The sequence below is a fragment of the Halorientalis brevis genome, from assembly GCF_042678165.1.
Taxonomy (GTDB): domain Archaea; phylum Halobacteriota; class Halobacteria; order Halobacteriales; family Haloarculaceae; genus Halorientalis; species Halorientalis brevis.
The window spans coordinates 396468-411875 of sequence record NZ_JBHUDJ010000003.1 but is presented as its reverse complement, the minus strand read 5'-3'; the positions used below and the strand labels follow the sequence as shown (position 1 = coordinate 411875).

The following is a 15408-nucleotide window of genomic DNA, read 5'->3' as shown; positions in this document are numbered from 1 at the left end:
GACGTGACTCGCCCACAAGGTATATGACATGGCACATCTTACCACAGTCTGAAGACGCTATGACGGACCGCGCCAACGGTAGTCGGACTAAGTTGGACAGCGCGGCAGAATCACGGGACCCCGACGTTCCCGCCGCAGTCGAGACCATCGAAGCGTACGAAACCGACGACGGCGTCGTCCTCTACGACGCCGAGAACCCGCTCGCGTGGGTCCAGGCGACTGACGCGGTCCCCCTCACCGACGCAGTCTGAACCGCGGCACGCAACCTTTTTTCGCAGCCTTCTCGAACGGAGGTGTAGTGACCGGCTCGGACGACGAACGGCGGCAGCCCGAATCCGACGATGCCAGTGGATTCGTCGATCCAGGCAAAGCCGCCGAGCCAGACGACCCCGGCAAAGCCGCCGAACCCGACGAGCAGGACTTCGTCAAAGACCTCGGGCCGGACGTCCCCGAAGTCGACGTCCCGGAGCCGCCGGAGCTCTCGGAGACCGACGTTCCGGACGACCTCGCCAGGTCGTTCTGGAAGCTCGTCATGGTCTTCAACCTCGCTCTGTTCGCCGCGTCGCTCGGCCCGATGCTGATCTACTTCCGCGGCGAGTGGACCAACGGCACCGCGGTGTTCGCGCTCGGCGTCGGCGCGTTCGTCTACGGCTACCGCCGGTACAAGCGCGTCACGAGCGACGACGACCACAACGGCTAACCACGCCTGACCGCTAGCTCGGCGTATGCGTAGCGTCCGCGACGAATCGGGCACCCTGTATCTCTTGCTCAAACAGTCCGGGGAGTCCAGCCGCGTCCGACATCCCGAAACCGGCGAGGAGCGCTACATCGCCAACGACGAACTGGAACCCGTCGACGGCGAGTCGCCCCTCGCGACTGCGGCCCGCGCCGTCCCCGACGCCGCCCGGACCGTTCTCACCGCCGTCCGCGACGATCGATCGCTGGGGTTGCTCCTCGACCTCGACGCCCGCGGCCCCACGCCCGTCAGAACGCTGCTCTCGGCGTACGACCTCTGTGAGAGCGACCTCCACGGAATGCTCGCCGAATTTCGGGCCGCCGGCCTCGTCGAAGAAACGCGCGTCGCCGGCGAGCGCGGCTACGAGACCACCGAAACCGCAGCAGACGGGCTAGACCACCTCCGAACCTGAGCCGCTCAGTCCGAGGGGAGCACGACCGCGTCTAGATCCGCGGCCCCGCGCTCGACTGTCGACCGGTTCGTCGTCGCGTCCTTCGTGACCAGCACGAGATCGTCTGCTGCGCCGACGAGTTCCTCGTCGTGACTGACGACCACGATCTGCTCGACGCCGAGTTCCCGCATCGCCTCGACCAGTTCGACCAGTTGCGAGACGTGACCGGAGTCCAGGAACACCGTCGGCTCGTCGAGAATGAGCGGGGGCATCGGCGCAGACCCCTCGATGCCCTCCGCCAGCAACCGATAAATCGCACACCGGAGGCTGAGGTTGAACAGCGCGCGCTCACCGCCCGAGAGCTGCTCGGGGTCGAGCGCTTCGCCGTCTTTCTGGTACACCGTCAGTTCGTACTCCCCGTCGAGTTCGATCCGCGAGTACGAGTCGTTCTGGTACACCAGGTCGAAGGTCTCGTTCAACATTCGTTCGAGGCTCTCGACGTTGCGCTGGCGCAGCTCCGCCCGCAACGTCCCGTACATCTCCTGGAGCTGTTCGGCTTCCTCGTACAGCGAGTCCAGGCGCTCGACGGTCGCCGACAACGATTCGCGGCGGTCTCGCAGACTCTCCAGGTCCTCGATCTCCTGTTGCACGCCGCCGATCTGTCCCGTCACCTCGTCGCGTTCCTCGCGGAGTTCGTCGAGTTTCGGGTCGACCTTCTCGATGTACTGCGTCGCCCGCTCGTTCTCCTGGCGCGCCTGTTCGATCGCCGACTCGTCGAACTCGGCTTCCAGGTCGGCCTTCCGCTCGCGCTTGTCGGCCAGTCGGTCCCGCCGCTCGTCGTTCAGCTCCGCCTTGTTCGAGCGCTTCTCCCGTAATCGTTCGAGTTCGTCCTCGAGATCGGCGATCCGGTCGACGGCGTCCCGCAGTCGTTCGAGTTGCTCGATCTGCTCGCGGAGGTCACCGCGCTCGCTGTTGCACTCGGCGATTTTCTCGCGCTCTTCGTCCGCCTCGTCGGCCGCGTCCGCCGCTTCGTCACGCTTCGACTCGGCGTCGGACTCCAGTTCGTCGGCCTCCTCGCGGAGTTCCGTCACCTGGGTCGTCTTCTCCTCGACGCTGCCTTCCTGTTCGGCGACGAGTTGTTCGACGTTCTCCAGGTTGTTCCGCAGCTGCGCGAGGTCGTTCTGCACGTCCACCAGTTCGTCCGCTCGTTCCAGCCGTTCCTCCAACTGCTCTCGCTCGGCCCGAACCGTGACGAGGTCGTCCTGGATCTCGGCCACGCGGTCGCGATGCTCGTCGATGGACTCGACGTGGGGCGACCCGTCGACGGACTGCCCGCACTCCGGGCACTTCCCGGCGTCGAGCAGCTCCTCGGCCTCGTCGAGTTTCGCCTGTGCGCTCTCCAGTTTCGCTTCCAGTTCCGTCTCGCGCTCGCGCGCTTCGTTCAGGTCGTCGGCGACCGCGTCCCAGTGGTCGTTCGCCTCGCCGATCGCGATCGGTGCGTCCTCGAAGACTGCTTCTTTGTCCTCGATGCGCTCCGAGAGCGTCTCGATCTTCTCGCGGCGGTCGGCCAGCTTCTCGCGCGTCTCGGCCAGGTTCGCTTCGAGGTTCGCCGCTTTCTCTCGTTTCTCCGTGGCCCGCTGTTCGAGGTCGTCGGCCGTCGCGCGGAGCGAGTCGGCTTCGCTCGAGTGTTTCTGGACCGCCAGCTGATACTCCTCGATGTCGCTCCGGAGTTCGTCGTCCCGTTCGCGAAGCGAGTCGAGGCGGTCGGCCACGGCCTCCTCGGTCGCCGTCTCCAGGTCGGTGTCGGCGAGCAGGTCGTCACGGCGCTCGCGAGACTCGTCGAGCTGTGATTTCAGCTCGCTGATGCGCTCACCGACCTGTTCGCGCTCCTGTTCGGTCTCCTGGATGTCGGCGGTCAGCGACTCGATCTCCTCGGTCAGCTCGGCCAGTCGTTCGCGTTTCTCGTCGTACTCCTCGATGATCGACTGCGCTTCGTCGCGGGTTTCGACTGCGCTCTCCCGGTTCGTTTCATACCGCTCGATGTCGCTGTCGATCTCGTTGAGCCGCGACTGGAGGGAGTTCAGTCGCTCGTGGAGGTCTTTGTCCTCCTTGCGTTCGATCTGGCTCGCCACGTCCGTCAGCAGTTCCTGCTTTGCGTCCCGGACGTGCTTGACGCCCAGTCGGGCGTTGCTTGCGCGTTCGCGGTAGTCTTCCAGTTTCCCGAGTTGCAGGAGGTCGTCGATCATGTCCTGGCGCTCGGTCGGCGTGGCGTTGATGAGCTTGTTCACCTCGCCCTGGCGAACGTACGCGCAGTTGACGAACGCCTCGGCGTCCATCCGGAGTAGCTCCGTGACGTGCTCGCGGACGTCGCGGGCACCCTCGAAGACCCCGTCCGGCGTCTCCAGGACGCATTTCGCGGTGCTCGCCCGGTCGTCCGTCACCCGGACGCGCCGTTCCAGGTGGTAGGACTGCCCGCCGTGGGTGAACCAGAGTTCGACCGTGGCGTCGTCGGCACCGATCGTCACGACCTCGTCCAGTTTCTTCTCCAGCGCGCGGGCGCCGTACAGCGCGAAAAAGCACGCCTCCAGCAGCGACGACTTCCCGCTGCCGTTCAGCCCGTGGATGACCGTCACACCGGTGTCCAGCCGCAGGTCCGCGTCCGCGTAACACTTGAAGTTCTCCAGCCTGACGCGCTCGAACTTCATCGCTCGTAGTCCTCCATCGTCAACTGCCCGTCGGTGCTCTCGCCGTCGTTCCCGCCCGACGCCCCGTCGGGCTCGCTCCCGTCTGCAGTCGCCGCACCGCCGTCGGCCGTCGCTTCCTCGTCGGCGCCGGCGGGATCGCCTGCTTGGGACTCGTCGGTCTCGGCCGGCTGGAAGGCGCTCGCTTCGTCGTCTTCGACGAGGTCGCGGACCCGCCGTTCCACTTCCTCGGTGACGTTCGAGTCCGCGACCTTGCTGGCGCGGACCGTCTCGTCGATGTCCCGTGCGGCCCGACTCAGCCCGAGGTCTCTGATCCGTTCGCGGACGGCGTCGTCCGGGTCGGCGAAGCTGACGTCGACATCGGCCGTGTCGGCCACCTCGCGGTGGTCCGTGACACGAGCGACGAGAGCGCCTTCCTCGTCGGCGTACTCCTCGATCTGAGCCGGCGTCACGGGGTCGCCGTCGCCCTCGACGTTGACGACGACCACGGCGTCTTCGAGGTCGTGTTGCCCGACGCGCTCGCAGACGCGTTCGACCCCTTCTCCCTCGCCGAGTTCGACGTCGACGAACACGAAGTCGCGGGTGGGGATTCCGCGGCGTCGGATGGACACCTCGTCGTCGAAGGTCACGATGTTGTAGCCGCGGTCCTCGCGCTCGTCCGCACTCGCGCGCTCGGTGGACCCGCAGTAAGTGACCCACGTCCCTTCCAGCTCTGCTTTCTGCGGTTTGTGGTTGTCGCCGAGCAGCAGCGCGTCGAAGTCGACGTTCGACTCGCTCAGGACGGTCTCGGTGTCCCAGTCGGCGTAGTCGAACGGTTCGAACAGGCCGTGGGCCACGAGCGCCGCGTGGTCGGCGTCGTGGGGCTCGAAGTCGTAGGCCAGGTCCTCGCGCTGGGAGCGGGCGACGAAGTCCAGGCCGTAGAAAGCGGTGTTCCCGACGGTGACGGGGTCGGCACCGAGGCGCGTCGCCAGGCCGAGCGACTCGAACAGGTCCAGCCACTGAGCGTCGCGTTTCGTCTCGTGGTTGCCGACGATCGCCAGGAAGGGCACGTCGGCGGCGGCGAGATCGCGCAGAACGGAGAGCGTGCCGAGAATGTCTGGGAGGTCCGGACGGCGGTCGTGAAAGAGGTCGCCCGCGTGGACCAGGGCGTCCACGTCGTCGTCGATCGCGTCGTTGGCGACCTGGCGGAAGGCATCGAGAAAATCCGCTCGGCGTTCCGGCCGGTGATACTGCCGGTAGCCGAGATGTGTGTCTCCCGTATGAATCACCCGTGTCATTTTCCTGCCCCTTCGTCGCCACCCCCTAAATGGGTTCCGCGACCGGAGTGAAAGTGGTCGCGGTCCGGTACTTCCGCGGCCGCCCGAACTCGCTGAAACGTCGACAGCGCCTCGCGGCCGCGGCGGGCCCCAGCGTGGTCGCCGGCAGCCTCCGCGGCGTCGATCGCCGCGGCGAGTCGCTGGAGTCCGTCTGCTTCGACGAACGCTGCCGCTGTGGACAGTTCCTGGACGGCGGCACTCGCCTGGTCGATCACGGCTCGGTAGTTCCCCGTCGGATCAGCAATCAGGCGTGGCGCCGTTCCGCTGGTAGCGCCGGTCGAGCGGGCCGCGAGACGGGCGAGCGCCCGTTTGACGGATTCGTGGTCGGGCACACGGTGCAGTGGTTCCGTGTTCGCACTTGAACGTTCGGCTCGAACGGATCAGGCCGCGTCCTCGATGCTGAGCGTGTAGATACGTTTCCGTGCGTCCGAAAAGGAGAATCGAGAGTCGACGACGCCGACTTCTTCCAGTCGGTTGAGGGCGTACCGGACGGTCCGCGGCGGCAACAGCGTCTCCTCGGCCAGTTGGCTCTGGGTCAGCGTGTCGTTGTACTCCAGGGTTTTGGCGACCAGTTTCGCACTCGGCGGCAGTTCTCTCACTGCCTCCCAACTCCCAGCGTCGGCGTCCGCTTGGGTTGACTCTGAGGCGCTCATCGTACCACCGAGTTTCACATACAGCTTAATAATATTTCTTATTCGTATTTATTACCGTAGCTCATCGCACATCGGGCAAATCGCAAGCAAACGTTCGTAGTTCACGGCCTGTGTCTACCCGAAGCCTCTTATTACTACATCCACTACGAAGGGTCAATGACTGACACTGTTGACGACGTCGATTTGCCGTACGATGAAGACGCGTCACAGCAGGAGAAGATCAGCGCCCTCCAGGAGCGGCTCGAGGTGCTCGAGTCTCAAAACGAGGAGATGCGGGACAAGCTGCTCGATGCGAACGCCGAGAACAACAAGTACCAGCAGAAGCTCGAACGGCTGACCCACGAGAACAAGAAGCTCAAGCAGTCGCCGCTGTTCGTCGCCACGGTGCAGGAGTTGACCGACGAAGGCGTCATCATCAAACAGCACGGCAACAACCAGGAGGCCCTGACGGAGGTCACCGACGAGATGCGGGAGGACCTGGAACCCGACAGCCGGGTCGCTGTCAACAACTCTCTCTCTATCGTCAAATCTCTCGACGACGAAACCGACGTTCGCGCTCGCGTCATGCAGGTCGACAAGAGTCCGGACGTGGGCTACGAGGACATCGGCGGCATCGAAGACCAGATGGACGAGGTCCGCGAGACCGTCGAGATGCCCCTGAAGAACCCCGAGATGTTCGAGGACGTCGGCATCGACCCGCCGAGCGGCGTTCTGCTCCACGGCCCGCCGGGTACCGGGAAGACGATGCTCGCGAAAGCCGTCGCGAACCAGACCGACGCCACCTTCATCAAGATGGCCGGCTCGGAACTGGTCCACAAGTTCATCGGCGAGGGTGCAAAGCTCGTTCGAGACCTCTTCGAGCTCGCACGCCAGCACGAGCCAGCCGTCATCTTCATCGACGAGATCGACGCCATCGCGGCCAAGCGCACCGAGTCCAAGACGAGCGGGGATGCAGAGGTCCAGCGGACGATGATGCAACTGCTCTCGGAGATGGACGGCTTCGAGGACCGCGGCGAGATCCGCATCATCGCCGCCACCAACCGCTTCGACATGCTCGACCGCGCCATCCTCCGCCCCGGTCGGTTCGACCGCCTCATCGAGGTGCCGAAACCCGACCGTGACGGCCGGGAGCAGATCTTCAAGATCCACACCCGCAACATGAACGTCTCTGACGACGTGGACTGGGCAGAACTCGCGGACGTGGCCGAGGAAGCCTCCGGCGCCGACGTGAAAGCGATCTGCACCGAGGCCGGGATGTTCGCCATCCGCGACGACCGGACGGAGGTCCGCATGGAGGACTTCGAGAACGCCTGGGAGAAGATCCAGGCCGAAGAGGAAGAGGACGAAGACGTCTCGAAGACGTTCGCGTAGTCGTCACTCACGGGCACTGATTTTTGCGAGCCGGAGTCCAATCGTTTCTGCGACCGCTTCAGCAGCGAAATCTGCTCCGACCTACAGGAAGGAAAACAGCACGAACGGGACGACGAACAGCAGCACGGTCATCACGGCGAGAATAGCCAGGTAGCCCAGGACAGTCCCACCGGCAGTGAACCAGGACGGGTGATCGAACTTCTCGGAAAGCGTAGTCATACCTGTGTGATACGTACGCCGGCAGTTAGTAGTATCGACTTCCGGGCAGTTGACATGGAACGATCAGTCCAGAATCTCGGCGATCCGCCGTGGCTCACCGGACAGTGCGGGGTCTTCTTCGACGATCTTCAGGACCTCGTGATCCGTCACGTCGGGATAGGACTTCCCGATCGCGTCCTCAATGAGCGCCTTTTCGAGACGGAACTCTGTACCCTGGTAGACGACGTCGACCCCCTGCTCGTCGAAAGAAAGGACCGTCATGCACCAGGGTACGCCCCACCCAGGTAAAAAACTGCGCGATACGCACGATGGCGTGCACGCCGGGACGACCGACAGTCGCATATGTGTGACATGGCAGAAATCGTATATGCGTCAGACATTCGTCAGACGGCGGCAGGAGGTTTAATACGGCCGACTGTGCACATACGGGTGTGCCGCTGCGCTCGGACCCGTTAGACGAACTGTCAATTCCGGACGGGACGACCGTCGAGGAGCACGACCTCGTGACGGACGGGGACGTGATCGTCGGCGGACAGAGTACCGTCGGATTCGGCGTCCGTGGGCACCACGTCATTGCCGGTGAACGCGTTCGCTTCGGTGGCGACATCGAAGCCGAGGGCGACTGCCGGCTGGACATGTGGAGTGACGTCGACGGTAACGTGCTCGCCGGACGGAACGCGTACATCGGCGAGCGAGTGCACGTCGACGGCCAGTTGATGGTCTCGGGCGACCTCGACATCGGCGACGACGTCGACATCGAGGAGGGGTTCGAGGCCAACGGGTGGATCGTTATCCGAAACCCGATGCCGACCATCGTCTTCCTCTTCGTGTATCTCTCGCAGCTCCTGCGCATCGGTGAGGAGGAAGCCGCCGAAGACCTCATGTCCGACTTAGTCGACGACGAGCGGGACCACGACCCGATTCTGGTTCCACGGAACGCCAGCGTGAGCGACGACGCCTGGCGGGTTTCGACACCGGCGACGATCGGAGACGATTGCCGGCTCCACGGCAACATTCGAGCCCAAGAGCTCACCGTGGGAGCCGACAACAACGTCTTCGGCAGTCTCCGGGCCCGCGAGGACATCGAAATCGGACATGGGACCGAAATTCACGGCGACGTGACCACCCGGAACGGGACTGTTGGCGTCGGCCCGGACGTTCACGTCTGGGGCGACATCTCCGCAACGGACGTGGTACTCCACGAGGACGCCGTCGTCGACGGGTCGATTCGAGCGCGCGGCGAGATGACCCTGGTCCGTGACGACGACCAGCCGGACGATGCGACCAGCAGCACGGACGACGAGTCGGAACGCGAGACCGCAGACACTGAGGAGAGCGACGTCGACGAGAGTGTCGAGACTGACGAGCACGACGCCGACGAGGACGTTGCCGACGAGCCGGAGGAACGAGACGAGACGACGGACGCCGAGGAGTCGAACGACGAGGAGTCGCCAGACGCAGCCCAGTCGGACGACGAGGAGACGACGACAGACGAGCAGCCGACCGCAGCAGCGTCGGAGCAGGACACCGTCGCGAAAGGGACTGAGCGTGTGACTGCAGACGGGACTGACCCCGACAGCTATCGCGAGAACGGCCACAGAGACCCCATGGAGCGGGGTTCGACGAGCCCTCGGTAGCGCGAGGACGCCGGCCGCTCGCGTCGCGAAGACCGAAAGCCCCTTCCTTTTCTCCCGGGTACCTCCGGGCATGCTTTCGGTCGCACTTGCCGGGAAGCCGAACGCCGGCAAGTCTACGTTCTACAAGGCCGCCACCATGGCCGAGGTCGACGTGGGGAACTACCCCTTCACCACCATCGACGCCAACCGCGGCGTCAGCCACGTCCGCACCGAGTGCCCCTGTCTCGAACGGGACGAACGCTGCGGCGACGAGCACTGCCACGACGGCAAGCGCTACGTCCCCATCGAACTGCTGGACGTCGCCGGACTCGTTCCCGGTGCCCACGAGGGACGCGGCCTCGGCAACCAGTTCCTCGACGAGCTCTCGAACGCCGACGTGATCCTCAACGTGGTCGACGCCTCCGGCGGGACCAACGAGGAGGGCGAACCCGTCGAAGTGGGCGAACACGACCCCGTGGAAGACGTGGACTTCATCGAGGAAGAGATGGACCTCTGGCTGGCCAGCATCGTCGACCGCAACTGGGAGTCGGTCGAGCGCCAGTCCCGCTCGCCGGACTTCGACATCGACGAGGCGCTCGCCGAGATGCTGACCGGCATCGGCGCGACGGAGCTGGACATCGCACGGACGCTGCGTGACCTCGATTACCCCGCAGACCCCCGCGAGTGGACCGACGACCATCGCGAGGAACTGGCCCGGGACATCCGCGAACGGACCAAACCGATCGTCGTCGTCGCAAACAAGGCGGACATCGCTCCCGAGGGGAACGTCGAGCGCCTCGAAGAGGCCGCCGAGTACGTCGTCCCCGCGACGGCCGACGGCGAACTCGCCCTGCGCAAGGGTGCCGAGGCCGGCATCATCGATTACGATCCGGGCGATCCGGACTTCGACATCGTCGGCGACATAAGCGGCGAACAGGAGCAGGGTCTCGAACGCATCCGCGACGTGATGGACGAGGGGAGCGGCACGGGGATCCAGGAGGCGCTGAACACCGCCGTCTACGACCTGCTCGACCACTTCACCGCCTACCCGGTCCAGAACGAGAGCAAGTGGACCGACGCCAAGGGAAACGTGTTACCCGACGCCTTCCTCCTACCCCAGGGGTCGACGCCGACGGACCTGGCGTACGCCGTCCACTCCGACATCGGCGACGGCTACCTGCACGCCGTCGATGCGAAAGACGGCCGGAAGATCGCCGACGACACCGAACTCGACGAGGGCGACGTGGTGAAGATCGTGAGCTCGGCGAAGTGATCGGCACGGGAAACGCGTCGCTGTCGGAGCCGTGCACGGAGCGCTCCTGCGAAGCAGTATGCACGACGGCCGACAAGATTGGGATCGGCGTCGATGAGTTCGGCGCTGGACGGACGTCCGCCGCGGCTCGTTAAATTGACAGTACGTGGACGGAGCATCCATTAGTTACAGGTATTGCATTATCAGCCGACACCTATACGATTCGTAGTCGATTTCATCCTCACTGCAATCGTGTGGGGGAGCCGCATAACAAAGGCCAGAACTGGCAACCATTCCCAGTAGGTCGGGGGTACACAGAAATCGTGCACTCGGCAAGTCAGGAGCCAACAGTGGTCGACGGTGAGGAGCGGTCGGTGTTGAGAGCTGACGACGTGTTCGAGGTTCTCGGAAACCAGCGGCGACGATACGTCTTCCATCATCTGAAACGCCACGCCGGTCGAGACGTGTATCTCGAAGAACTAACCGACAGAGTCGCAGCCTGGGAAAGTGGTGAACCAGTCAACAACATCAGTCAACGCAAGCACAACAGCGTCAGAACGGCACTCAGACAGAGTCACCTCCCGATGATGGACGATCGGGGAGTCGTCGAGTACGATCGCGATCAGCAGACGGTCTCGCTCGCACCCGCCGCCGCGAATCTCGACGTGTATCTCGACGTGGTCGGTCGGGGCGACATCCCCTGGAGTCTCTACTATCTCGGCCTGACGATCGTCTGTGGGCTGTTAGTAGTCGCCGCCTTCGTCGGTCTCCCGCCGTTCGCGGCGGTCGGCGAGATCGGTATTACGGGACTCTTCGTCGCCATCGTCGGCGCGTCCGCGCTCGTCCAGCGCTACGTCGGGTACACCGAGATGCGACTCGGTGCGGACCACGAACCGCCGGACCTCATTCGACAGTGACCGGCTACGGACGCGATCAGCGACGACGGGGCACGCCAGCAGGGACCAGCGTCTCTCACCCAGCGAGTCAGGCCTCGGCGAATTCGACTTTGCCGGCCATCCGCTGCTGCCGCGTCGCGAGCGTGTCGAGCACGCGCTGGAAGTAGTCCTCTCGGTCGACGTCCCCGAGGACGCAGGCACGTGCCCAATCGGCGTCGATGCAGTAGGAGGCGACTGGAACCGACGCGTCCTCTTCGTACAGTTCGACCGTGAGTTCTGTGCGGCCGGAGCCATCGCGAACGGCGAGCAGATAGGCTGCCGCAACCGCTGCCACCTGCTCCGTAATGGCGTCCGGGTCGTCCGTGTCTGACACGCGATAGCTCAACGACATCGCGTCGTCAGCGACGACGAGCGATTCGAACGTCGCGTCGGTTGTTTTCAGTGACCGCGAAACGACTGTTTGGAACGTTGGCATGTGGTTCCTTCCCGTGGACGTGTTATCGGTACTCTCCCGGGAGAGGGTGGTGCCGGGTATACCTGTCCATTTATAGCAATCTTGATTGTTACATCTAGCCAATGGCAGGAAGAAACAGTCGCCTGCACGTTCCTCACCGTCTCGTTCGACTGAAGTTCACGTCCTAATTGTTACATTTCCCGTGCGAGAGCGGTGACGGGTGGCCGGTTGTTCGAAACGATGACAGGCGCTGTGCGGTCGCCGGTCAGCGGAGCGGCTGGAACCAGACTGCGGCGACGAGGACGGCGAGGAAGAGATACGAGCCGCGAATCAATAGCATCGTTGATAGTTCTGCGTCGGCTCGGTGAGTCAACGTCGCGACACCAGCGAACACGATCGGCGCGAGAGCCGCGCTCGGGGGGAAGACGGTCGCAGCAGCGAGTGCGAGGACGGTCAGCAGGCCCACGGCCATCAGTCCGTAGGCGGTCAGGCGGGCGCGTGCCCGCCCCAGTTCGACCGCGACGGTCCGTTTCCCGATCGATCGATCGTACTCGTAGTCCTGTGCGTCGTCGACGACCTTGATTCCGGAGAGAACGAGCAGGAAGACGGCGGCGAAGGCCAGCGGAACCGGCGCGACGGCCTCGGCCTGCACGTAGTAGCCACCGACCAGCGCGAGCGCGATTCCAGACGGGTAGCCAGCGGTCGCAGTCACGGGATGCATGTCGAGTTGCGGCGCGTGGAAGTACCCGATGATCCACCCCGGGAGCGTCAAAAGTGCTGCAAGCGGGCCGACCAGCAGAAAGATCGCGCCGAGTGCGATGGTGAAAGCGATCGTCGCGGCCGCGAGTGCGACGCGGCACCCAGTCGCCGTGAGCGGATGGTCGTCGTCCTCACCGCGGTGGTAGAAGTCGACGTAGCCGTCCTTGACGTGGGCCGTGTAGAGACCGCTGAACACGGCGGCCAGGTGGAGGGCGGCCAGAGCGACAGACACGTCACCGGCGAGGATCGCGCCGAACAGCGACGACGCGAGCGGCGGCAGCATGAACACCGGGTGGATCTGCGAACCGAGCGCCCTGAGTCCGGCACTGGCCCCCGACCCGTGACGAGCAATCGCCATACTTACACGGTCGGCGCACGCGCTGAAAAAAATCGTTCAGCGGCACGTGACAGGACAGATCGACGAGTTAACAGCGAGGTTATCGAACTGCCGTCGTCGCCTCGTCCATGATTTCCAGGGCGTCCTTCAGGGTCTCGACGTCGGTGGCGTAGGAGATGCGAGCGTAGCCAGCGCCGTGTTCCCCGAAGGCGTCACCGGGCACGACGACGACGCCGCGGTCGATGACTTCGTCGACCCAGCCCTCGGGCACCTTCGGCATCGCGTAGAAGGCGCCCTTCGGGGTCGGGCAGTCGATCCCCATGTCGGCGAGGCCGTCGAGCAGGACGTCTCGTCGCTCTTCGAACGCCGCGACCATCTCCTCGACGGGGTCCTGGGGGCCGGTCAGCGCTGCTTCGGCGGCGTACTGTGACGCGGCCGTGGCGCAGGCCTGGCCGTACTGGTGGGCGCGCAACATCCGCTCGATCCGCGGGTTACTGCTAGTGATCCAGCCGAGGCGCCAGCCGGTCATCGAGTAGGTCTTCGAGCACGCGCCGACGACCGCGACGTTGTCGCTCTCGGCGAACTCCAGGGGCGAGCGATGTTCGCCCTCGAAGACGATGTGTTCGTACACTTCGTCTGAGAGACACAGCACGTCGTGTTCGTCCGCGATTCGGGCGAACTCCCGCATGTCCTCGGGCGACTGGACCGCACCGGTCGGGTTCGACGGGCTGTTGACGACGAAGACGGCCGTGTCGTCCGTGATGGCCTCCTCGACCGTCGCGGGGTCCAGCGTCAGGTCCTCCCGGAGCGGAACCGGTTTGGGGTCCCCGCCCGCGATGTGGGTCAGCGCCTCGTAGGAGACGAAGCCCGGGTCGGGATAGATGACCTCGTCGCCCTGATCGACGTGGGCTTCGAGCGCGATGTGGAGCGCTTCGCTGCCGCCGGCGGTGGCGATGACGTGCTCGGGCTCGACGGCGAGGCCGTAATCGCGGTCGTACTTCGCACTGATTGCCTCGCGGAGTTCGAGCGTCCCTTTGTTGGAGGTGTACTCGTCGGCCTTCCCGGCCTGGATGGCGTCGACCGCGGCCTGCTTGACGTGGTCGGGCGTCGGGAAGTCGGGCTGGCCGAGACCGAGGTTGATGGCGTCCTCGCCGGCGGCCTCGAACACCTCGCGGATGCCCGAGATCGACACCTGCTCGATTCGCGATGAGAACCCTGTCATACCGTACTCACCGGAGCGCCACCCTCTAAAGCTTTCCAGTGCGCTACCGCTCCAACAGCGCCATGATCGCCCCGCCACCGCCGACGCTCATGCCGACGAGCCCGTAGGTCGCGTCCTCGCGCTCCATGGCGTAGGCCAGCGACGTGGCGAGCATTCCGCCGCTCGCCCCGATGGGATGGCCGAACGCGACCGCGCCACCGTTTGGATTCAGGCGGTCTTCGGGAATCCCCAGGCGGTCACGGACGTAGACGGTCTGGGCGGCGAACGCCTCGTTGACCTCGTAGTGATCGACGTCCCCGACGGACAGGTCGTTCCGGTCGAGCAGCTTCTCGATGACGTCCCCGACGGCTTCGTTGAACTCCGCGGGCGGCCGGTAGCTCACGGCGTAGTCGACGAGATGTGCCATAACGCCGAATCCCCGTTCGTGGGCGACCTGCTCGTCGGCGAGCAGCACGCAGCCGGCGCCGTCGGCGAGCTTCGAGGCGTTGCCGGGCGTGATCGTCCCGTTCTCTGCGAACGGCGTCGGCAGACGACCCATCGATTCCTTCGTCGATTCGGGTCGCGGCCCCTCGTCGCGTTCCACGAGGCCGTCGGACGTCTCGACCGCCACGGTCTCGGCGTCGAAGGTACCCTCCTGAATGTTCTCGGCAGCGCGCCGGTGGCTCTGGAGCGCGTACTCGTCGATTTCCTCGCGGCTGAGGTCCTCGCGTGCGACCATCTCTTCGGTGATCTCGCCCATGTGCCCCTCGTAATCGAGGTCCCAGAGGCCGTCGTGGACCATCGAATCGACGACCTCACCGTTGCCGTGGCGGCGGCCCTCACGGTAGTCCGGCAGGAGAAACGGTGCGTTCGACATCGACTCCATGCCGCCGGCGATGACGAACTCGGCGCGGCCGGCGTCGATGCGGTCGGCAGCGAGCGCCAGCGCCCGCACCCCAGAACCAGAGGCCTCGTTGATCGTCGTCGCGGGCGCGTCGAGCGGGAGCTCCGAGTCGACGACGGCCTGTCGGGCGGGAACCTGGCCGACGCCGGCCTGGATGGCGTTGCCGAGGCCGACCCAGTCGACGGCGTCGGGTTCGACGCCAGTTCGATCGAGCAGGCCGTCCAGTGCGGTCGCGCCGAGTTCGACCGCGGAATCGTCGGCGAGTGCGCCCAGTAGTTCCCCGTGTGGCGTCCGTGCCCCGTCGATGAGTGCGATGTCGGTCATTGGCAGTCCCCACTGACCGCATCCACGTCCCGGGTTTTCCCCTTTGTCCCGGCTGGCAACGAGGACACCGAACCGCCCGTCGGGTTACTCGGTCGATTCTTCGAGATTCTCGATTTCGGTCCGAAGCCGCCGGAGCGCGGCGTCGGCGTCCATGTACCCGTCGTCGTACTCGCCGAAGACGGTGTCTGCCTCGCGGAGGAACTTCTCGACTGCGTCGTCAGTATCAGTCATATCTCCCTCTCGGCCCGCGAGGCGGGTGAAAGTTGCGGATAATCGA

General features: G+C 64.9%; 18 protein-coding genes. 7 read left to right on the top strand and 11 right to left on the bottom strand.

The window, feature by feature from the left end:
* The first annotated feature begins 23 nt into the window (after window positions 1-23).
* The 3 genes from ACFR9U_RS09200 to ACFR9U_RS09190 are packed head-to-tail and all read left to right on the top strand — an operon-like array spanning window position 24 to window position 1148.
* Window positions 24-251, top strand: coding sequence for a DUF7331 family protein (locus tag ACFR9U_RS09200; RefSeq protein WP_465262016.1), 228 nt, complete (start codon window positions 24-26; stop codon window positions 249-251).
* A 47-nt stretch (window positions 252-298) separates the two neighbouring features.
* Window positions 299-700 carry a DUF7322 domain-containing protein gene (locus ACFR9U_RS09195; RefSeq protein ID WP_247374802.1) on the top strand — a complete coding sequence of 134 codons (402 nt, stop codon included), beginning with the start codon at window positions 299-301 and terminating at the stop codon, window positions 698-700.
* A gap of 25 nt (window positions 701-725) precedes the next feature.
* The gene (locus ACFR9U_RS09190) at window positions 726-1148 is read left to right on the top strand and encodes a DUF7346 family protein (protein ID WP_247374805.1); all 423 of its coding nucleotides are present in this window, start codon (window positions 726-728) and stop codon (window positions 1146-1148) included.
* 5 nt (window positions 1149-1153) lie between these two features.
* Here the strand turns inward: ACFR9U_RS09190 and rad50 are convergent, their stop codons facing one another.
* Genes rad50 through ACFR9U_RS09170 form a run of 4 tightly spaced genes read right to left on the bottom strand, consistent with a single transcriptional unit; the run spans window position 1154 to window position 5798 of the window.
* Window positions 1154-3832, bottom strand: a complete 2679-nt coding sequence (rad50, locus tag ACFR9U_RS09185; protein ID WP_247374808.1) for a DNA double-strand break repair ATPase Rad50 — start codon at window positions 3830-3832, stop codon at window positions 1154-1156.
* The gene (mre11, locus tag ACFR9U_RS09180) at window positions 3829-5106 is read right to left on the bottom strand and encodes a DNA double-strand break repair protein Mre11 (protein ID WP_247374811.1); all 1278 of its coding nucleotides are present in this window, start codon (window positions 5104-5106) and stop codon (window positions 3829-3831) included. Before mre11 ends, rad50 begins: the two co-directional genes overlap by 4 nt.
* A complete protein-coding gene (locus ACFR9U_RS09175; RefSeq protein ID WP_247374814.1) occupies window positions 5103-5477 on the bottom strand; it encodes a hypothetical protein in 375 nt (124 codons plus the stop codon). The genes mre11 and ACFR9U_RS09175 overlap by 4 nt, the downstream gene beginning before the upstream one ends.
* Window positions 5478-5525: 48 nt before the next feature.
* Window positions 5526-5798 carry a MarR family transcriptional regulator gene (locus tag ACFR9U_RS09170; RefSeq protein ID WP_247374817.1) on the bottom strand — a complete coding sequence of 91 codons (273 nt, stop codon included), beginning with the start codon at window positions 5796-5798 and terminating at the stop codon, window positions 5526-5528.
* Window positions 5799-5954: 156 nt separating this feature from the next.
* On the opposite strand from ACFR9U_RS09170, the gene pan1 reads away from it, so the two are divergent.
* On the top strand, window positions 5955-7169 hold the full coding sequence (gene pan1 / locus ACFR9U_RS09165; RefSeq protein ID WP_247374819.1) for a proteasome-activating nucleotidase Pan1: 1215 nt from the start codon (window positions 5955-5957) through the stop codon (window positions 7167-7169).
* Window positions 7170-7250: 81 nt separating this feature from the next.
* Here the strand turns inward: pan1 and ACFR9U_RS09160 are convergent, their stop codons facing one another.
* Window positions 7251-7388, bottom strand: a complete 138-nt coding sequence (locus tag ACFR9U_RS09160; RefSeq protein ID WP_247374822.1) for a hypothetical protein — start codon at window positions 7386-7388, stop codon at window positions 7251-7253.
* A gap of 63 nt (window positions 7389-7451) precedes the next feature.
* On the bottom strand, window positions 7452-7649 hold the full coding sequence (locus tag ACFR9U_RS09155) for a DUF5800 family protein (RefSeq protein WP_247374824.1): 198 nt from the start codon (window positions 7647-7649) through the stop codon (window positions 7452-7454).
* 170 nt (window positions 7650-7819) lie between these two features.
* Between ACFR9U_RS09155 and ACFR9U_RS09150 the strand changes: the two genes are divergently transcribed.
* From ACFR9U_RS09150 to ACFR9U_RS09140, 3 genes are all read left to right on the top strand, one after another.
* Entirely contained in the window at window positions 7820-9025 is a 1206-nt protein-coding gene (locus ACFR9U_RS09150; protein ID WP_247374845.1) for a polymer-forming cytoskeletal protein, read from the top strand.
* 70 nt (window positions 9026-9095) lie between these two features.
* Complete coding sequence (locus ACFR9U_RS09145) at window positions 9096-10277, top strand: redox-regulated ATPase YchF (protein WP_247374848.1); 1182 nt, start codon at window positions 9096-9098, stop codon at window positions 10275-10277.
* A 329-nt stretch (window positions 10278-10606) separates the two neighbouring features.
* Window positions 10607-11173, top strand: a complete 567-nt coding sequence (locus tag ACFR9U_RS09140; protein ID WP_247374850.1) for a DUF7344 domain-containing protein — start codon at window positions 10607-10609, stop codon at window positions 11171-11173.
* 67 nt (window positions 11174-11240) lie between these two features.
* On the opposite strand, the gene ACFR9U_RS09135 is transcribed toward ACFR9U_RS09140, so the two are convergent.
* The 5 genes from ACFR9U_RS09135 to ACFR9U_RS09115 all read right to left on the bottom strand — a co-directional run bounded on the left by ACFR9U_RS09135 (window position 11241) and on the right by ACFR9U_RS09115 (window position 15362).
* Window positions 11241-11627: a DUF8159 domain-containing protein gene (locus ACFR9U_RS09135; RefSeq protein ID WP_247374853.1), complete on the bottom strand. Its 387-nt coding sequence runs from the start codon at window positions 11625-11627 to the stop codon at window positions 11241-11243.
* A gap of 244 nt (window positions 11628-11871) precedes the next feature.
* Window positions 11872-12723, bottom strand: coding sequence for a UbiA family prenyltransferase (locus ACFR9U_RS09130; RefSeq protein ID WP_247374855.1), 852 nt, complete (start codon window positions 12721-12723; stop codon window positions 11872-11874).
* A 79-nt stretch (window positions 12724-12802) separates the two neighbouring features.
* Window positions 12803-13924 carry a pyridoxal phosphate-dependent aminotransferase gene (locus ACFR9U_RS09125; protein WP_247374858.1) on the bottom strand — a complete coding sequence of 374 codons (1122 nt, stop codon included), beginning with the start codon at window positions 13922-13924 and terminating at the stop codon, window positions 12803-12805.
* Between the two features lie 43 nt (window positions 13925-13967).
* Complete coding sequence (locus ACFR9U_RS09120; RefSeq protein ID WP_247374861.1) at window positions 13968-15131, bottom strand: thiolase family protein; 1164 nt, start codon at window positions 15129-15131, stop codon at window positions 13968-13970.
* An 84-nt stretch (window positions 15132-15215) separates the two neighbouring features.
* Window positions 15216-15362, bottom strand: a complete 147-nt coding sequence (locus ACFR9U_RS09115; protein ID WP_247374863.1) for a hypothetical protein — start codon at window positions 15360-15362, stop codon at window positions 15216-15218.
* Between the last annotated feature and the right edge of the window lie 46 nt (window positions 15363-15408).

Bases quoted from the DNA above. Each gene is read 5' to 3' on its own strand.
- ACFR9U_RS09200 (WP_465262016.1), top strand. From the start codon at position 24: ATGACATGGCACATCTTACCACAGTCTGAAGACGCTATGACGGACCGC.
- ACFR9U_RS09190 (WP_247374805.1), top strand. From the start codon at position 726: ATGCGTAGCGTCCGCGACGAATCGGGCACCCTGTATCTCTTGCTCAAA.
- rad50 (WP_247374808.1), bottom strand. From the start codon at position 3,832: ATGAAGTTCGAGCGCGTCAGGCTGGAGAACTTCAAGTGTTACGCGGAC.
- mre11 (WP_247374811.1), bottom strand. From the start codon at position 5,106: ATGACACGGGTGATTCATACGGGAGACACACATCTCGGCTACCGGCAG.
- ACFR9U_RS09170 (WP_247374817.1), bottom strand. From the start codon at position 5,798: ATGAGCGCCTCAGAGTCAACCCAAGCGGACGCCGACGCTGGGAGTTGG.
- pan1 (WP_247374819.1), top strand. From the start codon at position 5,955: ATGACTGACACTGTTGACGACGTCGATTTGCCGTACGATGAAGACGCG.
- ACFR9U_RS09160 (WP_247374822.1), bottom strand. From the start codon at position 7,388: ATGACTACGCTTTCCGAGAAGTTCGATCACCCGTCCTGGTTCACTGCC.
- ACFR9U_RS09155 (WP_247374824.1), bottom strand. From the start codon at position 7,649: ATGACGGTCCTTTCTTTCGACGAGCAGGGGGTCGACGTCGTCTACCAG.
- ACFR9U_RS09145 (WP_247374848.1), top strand. From the start codon at position 9,096: ATGCTTTCGGTCGCACTTGCCGGGAAGCCGAACGCCGGCAAGTCTACG.
- ACFR9U_RS09135 (WP_247374853.1), bottom strand. From the start codon at position 11,627: ATGCCAACGTTCCAAACAGTCGTTTCGCGGTCACTGAAAACAACCGAC.
- ACFR9U_RS09130 (WP_247374855.1), bottom strand. From the start codon at position 12,723: ATGGCGATTGCTCGTCACGGGTCGGGGGCCAGTGCCGGACTCAGGGCG.
- ACFR9U_RS09125 (WP_247374858.1), bottom strand. From the start codon at position 13,924: ATGACAGGGTTCTCATCGCGAATCGAGCAGGTGTCGATCTCGGGCATC.
- ACFR9U_RS09120 (WP_247374861.1), bottom strand. From the start codon at position 15,131: ATGACCGACATCGCACTCATCGACGGGGCACGGACGCCACACGGGGAA.
- ACFR9U_RS09115 (WP_247374863.1), bottom strand. From the start codon at position 15,362: ATGACTGATACTGACGACGCAGTCGAGAAGTTCCTCCGCGAGGCAGAC.